Origin of the sequence: Rhodococcus sp. I2R, from assembly GCF_020889545.1 — a bacterium.
In the GTDB taxonomy this organism is placed as follows: domain Bacteria; phylum Actinomycetota; class Actinomycetes; order Mycobacteriales; family Mycobacteriaceae; genus Rhodococcoides.
Map to the genome: position 1 here is coordinate 1 of NZ_JAHUTG010000015.1, position 10,038 is coordinate 10,038.

Consider the following 10,038-nt stretch of genomic DNA (forward strand, 5'->3'; position numbering starts at 1 on the left):
GGGAGTTCCCGGGGTGGTGCGTCGATGCCTGGCTACTTCGATCGGACCCCCGTCGTCGAGTGCGCAGATGATGACCTCATCGGCACCGTCGTGCAACCGCACCCACACGCTCTGACCCAATAGTGTTGAGGGAATCGAGTATTGGCAGTGATCGAAGGTGACCATCGGGGTGTTGTCCGGCACTCTGCGGGTGACACCGAGGACCGCGGTATGCGGGAGGTCAGGGACGGCGTGCAGGCGCGGGCGTTCCTCGGTGAGCATCTCGTTCGGGACGCGGCGGGTGGTGCGGTGCACGCGGGCGTTGACCTCGGTCATGAACGCAATACAGGCGGCGTCGACGTCGGCGAAGGTGGCGTACTGCGGGAGCAGGTTCGTCTCGGTGGGGACGATGTCTGCTTTGGCGAGTTTGACGGCGTTTTCCACCCCGCCTTTCGATGCCGGGTCCGCGGGTTGGCAGGTCAGCACCGTGATGCCGTAATACCGCCCGAACGTCACTACCTGTCGGTTGCGGACCGGGACGCCCGCGACGTGGCCGGTGGTGACGGTCTTCTCGTTGTCGGTGAGCAGGTAGGTCGGGGCGCCGCCGAGGATCCGGAACACCCGGTCCAAGCCGGCGAAGACACTGCCTGCGGTCCGGTCTCGTAGTGGGACCACGATGCGGTAGCGGCACCATGCGAGCCAGGCGACGAGGAGCACGATCTTGCGCCCCTCGACGCTCGGCCCGTCGCCGAAGTCGTATTGCAGCCACAACCCTGGTTCGGTAATCCACGGCCGGTGCACTCTCGTATTACCCAGCCGCCATTGATCTTTGACTTCGGCGAGTGCGCGGCGGGTGGTGCGGTCGGTGCCGGCGTAGCCCATAGCAGTCAGGCGTTCGTGTGCTTTGTCGCCGCGGATCTTGCCCTTCGATTTCGAGACCCACTCCTCGAGAAGTTCCAGCCAGTCGTCGATGATCTTCGCGCGTCGTGTTGCCGGCGGCAGGCCCGCGTCGCGGTCTTCGACGGCCTTCTTGACAGTGTGGTGGGAGCAACCGCAGAGTTCGGCGGCGGCACGAAACGATCCGGTCAGGTCGTAGGCATTGAGCATGTCCATGAGTTCTCCGTCAGACTTCACAGTGGTCTCTCCTGCGGTGGATTCGATACGGACTAGACATCGGTATCGAAACCGCAGGAGAGGCCGCTTCGGCGCTGACGCGCCGAGCATGGGTGGTGGTCTGGGCAGATTCATGACCGCCGGCGGGCACTTTCGTGTCCGCCCGTGGGCAGTTCTTATTGACCGTCAGTGGGCATTTTCATGTCCGCCCGTGGGCAGTTTTTCATGTCCGCCGACAGTCGACTTTCGCTTTCGTCGACGAGAGCACCAGCTCGACTGGTGTGAGCTTCACCCAGACTCCACTGCTGTTCGTGGTCGGCGTTCCGCTCGTCTGTGCTGTGTTGGGGTGGATCACAGCCCTGATATTGACCAAGCGAGGGTGGGCAGTGTCGTAGCCAGCACCACGCCGGGCCTGATGTGTAAAGAATTGGGAGATTTCTTCACACATTCAGTTGTCGTGTGAAGTTCTTTGCTATTCACCCGTGAACTGGGGTGCCTTCCGGCCGGACCAGTATTCGAAGGAACTCTCGGTTGATGAACAGTCGGTCCCGCCCGACCTTGTTTTCTTGCAGCAGACCTTCCTTTGCCAGCGCGTTCAGCCAGCTCGTCGCTGTCGGACGTGAGACGCCGCATCTCGAGACGACCGTGTTGATGCGGCAGTAGGGTTGCTCGAACAGCACCGATTGGAACTCCGAATCCGCGCCACCCTTCGAGACTGCACGGGCCCGGTGGCTGAAATCCTCCTGCAATGTCCGGATCGCCTCGATTTTGCGGAGCGTGTCGTTCGACGTCCGTTCGATACCTGCGAGGACGTAGAGCACCCACGCCTCCCAGCCCGCTTCGGACGTCACGGCCAGCAGCAGGCGGTAGTAGTCATTTTTCGTGTCGATGATGTAGCGCGAGAGGTAGAGCACAGGCATTCTGAGCAGCCCCGCCTCGATGAGCAGCATGACGTTGAGGATTCGTCCGGTCCGGCCGTTGCCGTCGGCGAAGGGGTGGATAGCCTCGAACTGATAGTGGGCGACGGCCATCCGTACCAGCGGGTCCATGCCGTCGTCCGCGTGCACGAAGCGTTCCCATTCGCTCAGTTTCTCCTCGATCAGGGCGCGACCTTCAGGAGGGCTGTACGTCACCTCGCCGGTAGCTGGGTTGCCGATACGAGTACCTGGAATCGCTCGAATCTGCATCTCACGGCCCTTGATCGTGCTGCAGACGTCGATCGCGGTGGCTGTGGTCAACCCGCGCTCGATCGTTCGATCGAAGGCCACTTTGAGGGCTGTCCGGTATCGAAGCGTCTCCCGGGTGGCTGGATCCGCTCCGGCGTCGTCATCCAGGTGGCGGAAGAGTTCGTCGGTCGTGGTGACGATATTCTCGATCTCCGAGCTTGCCTGCGCTTCCAGAAGCGGAATCGAGTTGATGAGCACTGTCGGATTCGGTATCGATACAACCGCCTGGTCGAGCTTTGCGAGAGCGGTGTTTGCCGCGATGGCAGCCTTCAAGACCGCCCGGGTCTCCAGCACTTCGGTGCCCGGGGGTGGAGGAAGCTGATTGTATGGAGTGTCGGGTTGCCACGCGGTCATGGGTGGACGATCCCACGTATCGCATCACATGTAAAGAAATGGCCTGATTTTTTACACGTTAGGGCAACGTGCAAAGTTTCTTGCTTGACCCCGTCGTCTACCTCGGTACTGGTAGGCACAGGGGCGCGGCATCACCCCCGACCTGATCCTGGCTGCCCACGACGGCCGCCAGGATCTCGCTCGACGGGGTAGCGAGCTATTCTGCTCAGAGCAGAGGTGACGGTGCTGCGAACCTCGTCGCGAATCGCTTCTGCCACGGTGTCTCGACAGCTCGATGTGAGTAGTTCCTACGGACGTAGTCGACGACGTATTGGCCCGGCAGTCCATCGAGGGCGACGAGGCATGCCAGCGCGGTACCTGTTCGCCCCAGACCGCCGCTACAGGAAATCTCGACCCGCTCGACTGTGCAGCGCTGCAACACTTCTCGAAGTACGCCCGCGAATGCCTGTTGATCGGAAGGCAACCAGAAGTCCCACCACCGCACCCATCGGCTGTCCCACTCGAACCCGGCAGGCTCCCTGCCCTGCAGATATACCCCGAGTTCCGGCGGCGGACCATTGGTAGCCGGATGGCGCAACCCTCGCCCCCGGATAAGGCGGCCGGAGGGCAATTGCATGACTCCAGGAGTGTTCACATCCCAAGTTGAACCCGGCATCGAGGGTATTCCTGTCTACTGATCGGCGCGTTCCATCGGTGGCTTCGAAGGTAACGAAATCCCACTACGGGAAGAAAGCCTGCCCGTGCCAGCGCAAGCATGGATCACCCTCGTCGTCGGACTACTCGCCATCGTCGGCGTCGCCGGAACCGTCAGCCAACGCACTCGCGCCGACAACCGCGCCCAATCCTGGCAACGCATCACCTGGTGCCTCGAGCGCACCGTCAGCGACAATCCCGATGAAGCCGCACTCGGCTGGACCGTGTTCGGCACCGTCGCGGCAACACCGTTTATCGCCAGGACCGATCGGCGGACGCTCCGTGCAATCGCAGACCGGGACATCGCCGCCGACAGCGACGACCTGGCGGAAACCGACGACAACAGCGACAATGGTTCTACTGCACACCGCGAGGAGCGCTCATGACCACCACCGAACCGCGCCGGGCCTGGACCCCCGAGCAACGCCGGAAGGTCCGCGCGGCTGCCGCCGGAGCCTCCATCAAACTTCGCGAATACGACAAGGAGCCCGTCCCGCAGTGGCTCCGCGACATTGCAGCAGGCAAGGACATCAAGCCGCCCGCGAACTGACACACCGCACGACCCGACAGGCAGGCTTGGGTTTGCGTGACGCGCATGCCTTGGTCATGTCGAGGGGCTGACCGGGAAGGCACGTCATGAACAATGATCTCGGTACGTGCAACGTACTGGACCCCGACGGATTGGCTGATGCAGCTCAGCTACTCGTCGACTTCAATCGAGAATACGACGAGCCTGCGCCTGAACCTGATTGGCTCGCAGCTCATCTTGCGAAACTCATCCATGCTGGCGATACGAGCGTGTTGACGTTCGGCACCCCCGGGATCGGTGTGGCGGTCCTCCGTTTTCGGACCGGTACGTGGACCGAGGCCCAGGAAGCGTACCTGGCCGAGTTCTACATCCAACCCGCTCACCGCGGCAAAGGTCACGGCACCGCGTTCCTCGACGGCGTCATCGCCCATGCGAAGGAACGGGGTGCCACGCAAATAGATCTGGCGACCAGCGCCGACGACGAGGCGGCCCGGCACGTCTACGAAAAACGGGGATTCGACTGTCACGAGGGTGGCCCTGGGGGTCCGACGTCCTTCTACTACGAGCTCGAGATCAATTGATCCAGGACTCGAATCGGGTCGACTACCCGTCGCATCCGCAGGTGGACATCGACGTTGCCGGCTGGGCGTTCTTGCCCTCCGTCGCATACCCGTCACGCCGCCACCAGTCGAGACCGCCCAATAGCTCGGTGACGTCGAAACCCAACTCCACCATGTTCATTGCGGCCTTTGTGGAGGCATTGCATCCGATTCCGTCGCAGTAGGTGACGTACCGCCTATCCTTGGCGAACCCCTCCAACGTCGCCGATGACATCGTGCGATGAGGCACGTTGATCGCGCCCGGAATGTGTTCCGCAAGAAAAGCGTCACGGCTGCGACCGTCGATCACGACGACCTGAGATTCATCCTGCTGCAATGCCTCGTATAGATCCGAGGAATCCGTCTCGTATGCCAACTTGTTCCGATAGAAAGCCATCTGCTCCGAAGGCATTCTGCCCCTTCCGTATTCACTGCTCGGCAGCCTCGCATCCTCGGCCGCACCCGACACCGTCAACGCTAGATCTCGCGTATCGAGCAGGGAAGGTGGACTTCACGGCATTGCGCGCTCTTGGCCGTCGATTCGGTGGCATTATCACTGGATGGCCGAGGATCAGACGCCCCCAATGGATACCGTCGACGCAGAGCTGCTTTCCGCGCTCCAAGAGGACGGCCGGCTCAGCATCGCCGAACTGAGTCGGAGGGTCCACATGTCCACCAGCGCCGTCGGCGAACGTGTGCGTCGACTCGAGGACAGGGGAGTGATCCGTGGGTACACCGCTGACGTGGACCCGGAGAAGCTCGGTTATCCGATTCTCGCCTATCTTCGACTCCGCTATCCCAGTAGCAATTACAAGCCGTTGCACGACGTACTGGATACGACGCCAGAGGTCGTCGAAGCGCACCACGTCACCGGCGACGACTGTTTCATCATCAAGGTACTGGCTGTGTCGATGCGCGACCTCGAGCGGATCAGTGGCCGGATCGGCGCACTGGGTTCGGTGACCACGAGCGTCGCGTATTCGAGTCCGATTCCGCGTCGCGCGATCGTCCCACCGTCGATTCGACCGACGACTTGACCAGACGCGAGCCCTTTGGGTTCCACCGGTGCCAGAGGGCAGTTGCGAAGGTCACGGCCTGCCAATAGCAGATCCCGACCGCTATCGACAGAAATAGCGCCAGCCAGGGATGGTCGTCACGCAGCGGGAGGTACACCTGGAAGTGCGTGAGGTAGATGTAGAGGGAAGCGCTCGCCAGCACCCCAGCGATCCGTCCGACCAGCGCGGGGCAGGGGACCGACGTGACCCACACCAGGAGGCAGAGACCGCCGACGACGAGAATCTCGCGCTGTGTCTCACCGAAGAAGAACCCAGGGACTGTGGCCACTATGGCTGCGGTAACGCACATTCGGTGCCACACAGTGCTCGCCCGGGCGGCGGCCCAACCTAGCGCGAACAACCAGAACACCACCGACGCGGTCAGGATGCGGTTGCGGCCGTCGTCGACGTCGACCAGGCCGTAGCGCGTCACCAGCCCCAGGGCCACGAGCCCCATGGCGAACCAGAACGGGTGGATCCGTTCGAGACGATCGACCATTGGAATGTAGAGCACCGCAACAACGACGAGGACGATGTACACGATTGCCTCGACGAACCAGTATCTCCATTCCGCGGACCAGCCGTCCGGGCCGAAGATCCCGTTGAGCAGGAATGCACTGGTGATGCGGTAGTCGCCCGTGAGCGCGATGACGGCCCCGATCCAGACCATGCTGGGCACGGCGATCCTGGCGACGCTGATGAGCGCACGACGCATGCGCTGCTTGCGTTCGGCCGAACCGAGGTGGAAACGAGCGAAGTTGTAGCCGGCAATACCGAGGAGCACGTGCGCCCCACCGAGCAACGTGAACAGGTGAATGTGCGATCCGGCGATCAGCACGATGGCGATTGCACGCAGCAGCACATTCGTCTCCACTCGGCGCCAGCCGCGTCGCAGCCTCGGAGCGTGCACGAAGTCCCTCACCGGGGTGGTGTGCCAGTTCTCGGGGAGGGAGCCGAGCAGTTCCTCGAGCCGGAGGGACATCCGAACGTACGAGAGCGAGTCGCCGCCCAAGCTCACGAACGTGTCGTCGTCGGAGACATTCGGGCAGTGCAGGATATCGGCGTAGAGCGCTTTCACATCGGTGCTCGTCGCAGCAGAGTCGGGGCGGACTTCGTGCCGCCCGGCAATTTCGGCGACGGCTCGGATGTCCGGCTTCCCGCTCGATGTCCGGGGAAGCTCGTCGACGACGCACACTCGAACCGCCGAGACGGGAAGGCCACTGGCCTTGGCGGTCCATCGCCGTACATCTTCGACACCACCGCCGTTCTCGACGACCGTGACGAGTTCGTTTGTACCGCCCGTGCAGCAGGCTGTCAGCCCGCGCTGAGCCAGTGCAGAATCGACATGTTGAAGATCGATACGCAGGCCGAACACTTTCGCGAATCGGCTTCGGCGGCCGACCACCTCGTACAACCCTTCATCGGTGCACTTGGCGAGGTCGCCGGTCCGCAGTTCGCCCGCCAGAGTGTCCCCGAGCGCGAGGTCCTCGGGAGCCTCTGCATACCCCAACATGACGTTCGGCCCCGAATATACGAGCTCACCCGTCCCGTCCGGGGCGTCGCCCAGGGGCTCGATCCGGAAGGATCCGCCGGGAATCGGCCGCCCGATGGTGTGCGGATGGGTGGCGGCGAAATCTGGTGGCAAGTAGGCCATCCGGGCTGTGGCCTCGGTTTGCCCGTACATGACGAACAGGTCCCAACCGCGGCGTCGGCCGAGTTCGGCGTAGCTTCGAACGCGCTCTGGTGGCAGCCGACCGCCGGCCTGCGTGATGTAGCGCAGGTCGGGCAGATCCAGCTGATCGAACCCGATGCGGTCGAGCAGATCGAAGGTGTACGGCACTCCCGCGAAGGTGGTGACGCGTTGGGCCCGGACGAGATCCCAGAATTCAGGATCGGTAACCGAGGTGTCGGTGAGCGCCAGTGTGGCGCCGCGCAGCAGGTGGCTGTGTATTACGGACAGCCCATAGCAGTAATGCATGGGCAGCGTCGTGACAGCGCGATCGGTGTCGCGGATCGCGAGATAGTCCGCGATCGATTCGGCGTTGGACTGCACGTTGCTGTGCGAGAGGCGCACGAGCTTCGGCGACCCGGTTGATCCGGAGGTGCTCAGCAGCAAGGCGAGGTCTGGGTGCAGGCGGTGCGCGGTGTGCTGATGGAGTTCTTCGACAACCGTGCGACCGTCCGCATTACGCACTACAACATCGGGTGAATAGGCCGCGATCAGTCCGTCGAGGTTCTCTCCCGGTGCCAACAACACCGGGTGCCCGCCTCGGAGCGCCGCGAGGTAGGTGACGATCGAGTCGATTGTGTTTGCACCGGCGACCAGCACCAGACGTCGGCTACTGCCGAGCTCCCTGGCCTGCCGTTCGACGCGCTTGTCCAGATCACGGTAGGTGACCGTCTCGGCTCCCGCCAGCAAGGCGGGTGCATCGCCGAACTGACCCAGTTGGCACGCGAAGTGCACAAATGGACGCTTTGTCTGATTGGTCTTGCTGGCCACGCCGGAAACTATAAGGTATGCCGATCCTAAGTTGTCCACTGGAGCCAGGTTTCTTGTTGCCCACCGGAACAGGAATGCGGAGGAGAATCTAGTATCTATGTTGTGTCTAAGGAAACCTCCGCCTCCGAGCAGGCGTACGCGACGGTCAAGGAGCTGATCGTCGCCGGTGAGCTGCCCGGCGGTGAACTGGTCAGCGAGGGCGATATCGCGGGACGCATGAACATCAGTCGCACCCCTGTCCGGGAGGCGTTCCTCCGCCTGCAGGTCGAAGGGTGGATGCGGCTGTATCCCAAACGCGGCGCCCTCGTCGTTCCGATTGCCCCAGGTGAGGCCGAACACGTGGTGTCCGCGAGGTGGCTCGTCGAAACCGGCAGTGTGCGGTCCCTCGCGAAAAACGATCCGGTCCGGACGGAACTCGTCGGCCACCTGAGGGAAAGCCTGAGCCGCCAACGTGAGATCGCCGCCACCGGCACCCGCGCCGAATTCAGCGCCGCGGACGCCGACTTTCACCGACTCATCGTGCGCGCAGGCGGCAACCCGCTGCTCGACGCCTTCTACTCGGGCCTGCGGGAGCGTCAGCGGCGGATGACGACCAACTCGCTCGCCCGCGAACCAGAACAGATTCTGCGCATCGTCGACGACCACACCCGGCTCACGGACCTGATCGAGGCCGCCGACGCGGACGGGTTCTCCGCAGCGGTCGACGCGCACATGCGTCGCACACACGGACTGAACGCAGGGGGCATGCAATGACCGAGTCGAGTACCGTCGCGCAGGCCGTCGACCTCGGCGCCAGGAAGTGGATTCTCGTCGCCGCCGGCATGTTCGCCGTGGCCTGGGGCGGCAACGAGTTCACGCCGCTGCTGGTGATGTATCGGCTCGAACACGGATTCTCCGCCGTCACCGTCGACACCTTCCTGTTCGCCTACGTCCTCGGAATCGTTCCCGCACTGCTCATCTGCGGTCCGTTGTCGGATCGGCTCGGTCGTCGCCCGGTCATGTTGCCCGCGACGGCGGTGGCCGCAGCCGGGTCGATTCTCATCGCCCTGGGCCCGGATACGGCGGCACTGCTGTTCGCCGGACGTGTCCTCAGCGGTATCGCACTCGGCATCGGCATGGCCGTCGGCGGTAGCTGGATCAAAGAGCTTTCCGCCCTGGACCCGGCAACTGCCGACGGCACCGGTGCTCGTCGCGCTGCGATGAGCCTGACCGCGGGGTTCGCGCTCGGCGCCGGTGTCGCGGGAGTGCTCGCTCAATGGGCTCCGTGGCCGACCCATCTCGCCTACGCAGTCCACGTGATCATCTGCATCGCCGCCGGAATCGGCATGCTCTCGGTAGCCGAAACTAGGGAGCGCGCGCAGCAAGGGCGCTTGATCGACGACCTGAAAATCCCTTCAGCACAGCACAAACGGTTCCTGTTGATCGTGCTGCCGCTGGCGCCCTGGGTGTTCGGTGCGGCGAGCGTCGCGTACGCGGTGCTACCGTCGCTGATGGCGGAGCGCAGCGGCGGATATCCGATCGCGTTGTCCGCGTTGATGTCCGTGATCGCGCTCGGCGCCGGCTTCGCGATTCAAGCCGTCGGACGCCGGATCGACACTCCGCTTGCCGCGCGCGGCGCACTCGTATCATTGTCGATCCTCGTTCTCGGAATGCTGCTCGCCGCGTGGGCGGCATCCGAATTGACCATCGCGGCAGCGCTCATCGCCGCGGCCGTCCTCGGGTGCGGCTACGGAATGGCGCTGGTGTCGGGTCTGCAGGAGGTGCAGCGCATCGCTGGGCCCGACGACTTGGCCGGACTCACCGCAGTGTTCTACTCCCTCACCTACCTCGGGTTCGCGGTGCCGGCGATCTTGTCCGCGATCACGCAGCAGTGGCCGGGTGTGGTGACCTATCCGATGATCTTCACCTTCGGGGCCGTCATGGCCGCGCTCTGCTGGGTGTTCGTGCGCAGTCGATCCAGCGCGCACCTGGAGCGCCCGCGAATTTAACC

Annotated in this window: 11 protein-coding genes; 6 read left to right on the forward strand and 5 right to left on the reverse strand. The window is 63.5% G+C overall.

Going from position 1 to position 10,038, the window contains the following annotated elements; translation table 11 throughout:
• The 3 genes from istA to KVY23_RS16275 all read right to left on the reverse strand — a co-directional run.
• Positions 1 to 1,113 (reverse strand): IS21 family transposase (gene istA, locus KVY23_RS16265; protein WP_230557439.1); only part of this gene is annotated, 1,113 nt, incomplete at its 3' end.
• A gap of 455 nt (positions 1,114 to 1,568) precedes the next feature.
• The gene (locus KVY23_RS16270) at positions 1,569 to 2,672 is read right to left on the reverse strand and encodes a Fic family protein (protein WP_230557440.1); all 1,104 of its coding nucleotides are present in this window, start codon (positions 2,670 to 2,672) and stop codon (positions 1,569 to 1,571) included.
• Between the two features lie 205 nt (positions 2,673 to 2,877).
• Positions 2,878 to 3,327 (reverse strand): protein-tyrosine phosphatase family protein, encoded by a 450-nt coding sequence (locus KVY23_RS16275; protein ID WP_230557441.1) that lies wholly within the window; start codon positions 3,325 to 3,327, stop codon positions 2,878 to 2,880.
• An 85-nt stretch (positions 3,328 to 3,412) separates the two neighbouring features.
• On the opposite strand from KVY23_RS16275, the gene KVY23_RS16280 reads away from it, so the two are divergent.
• The 3 genes from KVY23_RS16280 to KVY23_RS16290 all read left to right on the forward strand — a co-directional run bounded on the left by KVY23_RS16280 (position 3,413) and on the right by KVY23_RS16290 (position 4,475).
• Complete coding sequence (locus KVY23_RS16280) at positions 3,413 to 3,751, forward strand: hypothetical protein (protein ID WP_230557442.1); 339 nt, start codon at positions 3,413 to 3,415, stop codon at positions 3,749 to 3,751.
• On the forward strand, positions 3,748 to 3,915 hold the full coding sequence (locus tag KVY23_RS16285; protein ID WP_206509093.1) for a hypothetical protein: 168 nt from the start codon (positions 3,748 to 3,750) through the stop codon (positions 3,913 to 3,915). Before KVY23_RS16280 ends, KVY23_RS16285 begins: the two co-directional genes overlap by 4 nt.
• Before the next feature lie 86 nt (positions 3,916 to 4,001).
• A complete protein-coding gene (locus tag KVY23_RS16290) occupies positions 4,002 to 4,475 on the forward strand; it encodes an N-acetyltransferase (RefSeq protein ID WP_230557443.1) in 474 nt (157 codons plus the stop codon).
• A gap of 22 nt (positions 4,476 to 4,497) precedes the next feature.
• On the opposite strand, the gene KVY23_RS16295 is transcribed toward KVY23_RS16290, so the two are convergent.
• Positions 4,498 to 4,905 (reverse strand): rhodanese-like domain-containing protein, encoded by a 408-nt coding sequence (locus KVY23_RS16295; RefSeq protein WP_230557444.1) that lies wholly within the window; start codon positions 4,903 to 4,905, stop codon positions 4,498 to 4,500.
• Positions 4,906 to 5,053: 148 nt separating this feature from the next.
• Between KVY23_RS16295 and KVY23_RS16300 the strand changes: the two genes are divergently transcribed.
• Positions 5,054 to 5,530, forward strand: a complete 477-nt coding sequence (locus KVY23_RS16300; protein WP_230557445.1) for an Lrp/AsnC family transcriptional regulator — start codon at positions 5,054 to 5,056, stop codon at positions 5,528 to 5,530.
• Here KVY23_RS16300 and KVY23_RS16305 read toward each other — a convergent pair.
• Positions 5,424 to 8,048 (reverse strand): AMP-binding protein, encoded by a 2,625-nt coding sequence (locus KVY23_RS16305; protein WP_230557446.1) that lies wholly within the window; start codon positions 8,046 to 8,048, stop codon positions 5,424 to 5,426. The genes KVY23_RS16300 and KVY23_RS16305 overlap by 107 nt on opposite strands.
• Positions 8,049 to 8,150: 102 nt before the next feature.
• Here KVY23_RS16305 and KVY23_RS16310 point away from each other — a divergent pair, with 102 nt between their 5' ends.
• Together KVY23_RS16310 and KVY23_RS16315 are read left to right on the forward strand one after the other, a co-directional pair.
• A complete protein-coding gene (locus tag KVY23_RS16310) occupies positions 8,151 to 8,801 on the forward strand; it encodes a GntR family transcriptional regulator (RefSeq protein ID WP_230557447.1) in 651 nt (216 codons plus the stop codon).
• Positions 8,798 to 10,036 (forward strand): MFS transporter, encoded by a 1,239-nt coding sequence (locus tag KVY23_RS16315; RefSeq protein ID WP_230557448.1) that lies wholly within the window; start codon positions 8,798 to 8,800, stop codon positions 10,034 to 10,036. The genes KVY23_RS16310 and KVY23_RS16315 overlap by 4 nt, the downstream gene beginning before the upstream one ends.
• Positions 10,037 to 10,038: the final 2 nt, after the last annotated feature.

Bases quoted from the DNA above. Each gene is read 5' to 3' on its own strand.
- KVY23_RS16295 (WP_230557444.1), bottom strand. From the start codon at position 4,905: ATGCCTTCGGAGCAGATGGCTTTCTATCGGAACAAGTTGGCATACGAG.
- KVY23_RS16270 (WP_230557440.1), bottom strand. From the start codon at position 2,672: ATGACCGCGTGGCAACCCGACACTCCATACAATCAGCTTCCTCCACCC.
- KVY23_RS16275 (WP_230557441.1), bottom strand. From the start codon at position 3,327: ATGCCGGGTTCAACTTGGGATGTGAACACTCCTGGAGTCATGCAATTG.
- KVY23_RS16290 (WP_230557443.1), top strand. From the start codon at position 4,002: ATGAACAATGATCTCGGTACGTGCAACGTACTGGACCCCGACGGATTG.
- KVY23_RS16300 (WP_230557445.1), top strand. From the start codon at position 5,054: ATGGCCGAGGATCAGACGCCCCCAATGGATACCGTCGACGCAGAGCTG.
- KVY23_RS16315 (WP_230557448.1), top strand. From the start codon at position 8,798: ATGACCGAGTCGAGTACCGTCGCGCAGGCCGTCGACCTCGGCGCCAGG.
- KVY23_RS16285 (WP_206509093.1), top strand. From the start codon at position 3,748: ATGACCACCACCGAACCGCGCCGGGCCTGGACCCCCGAGCAACGCCGG.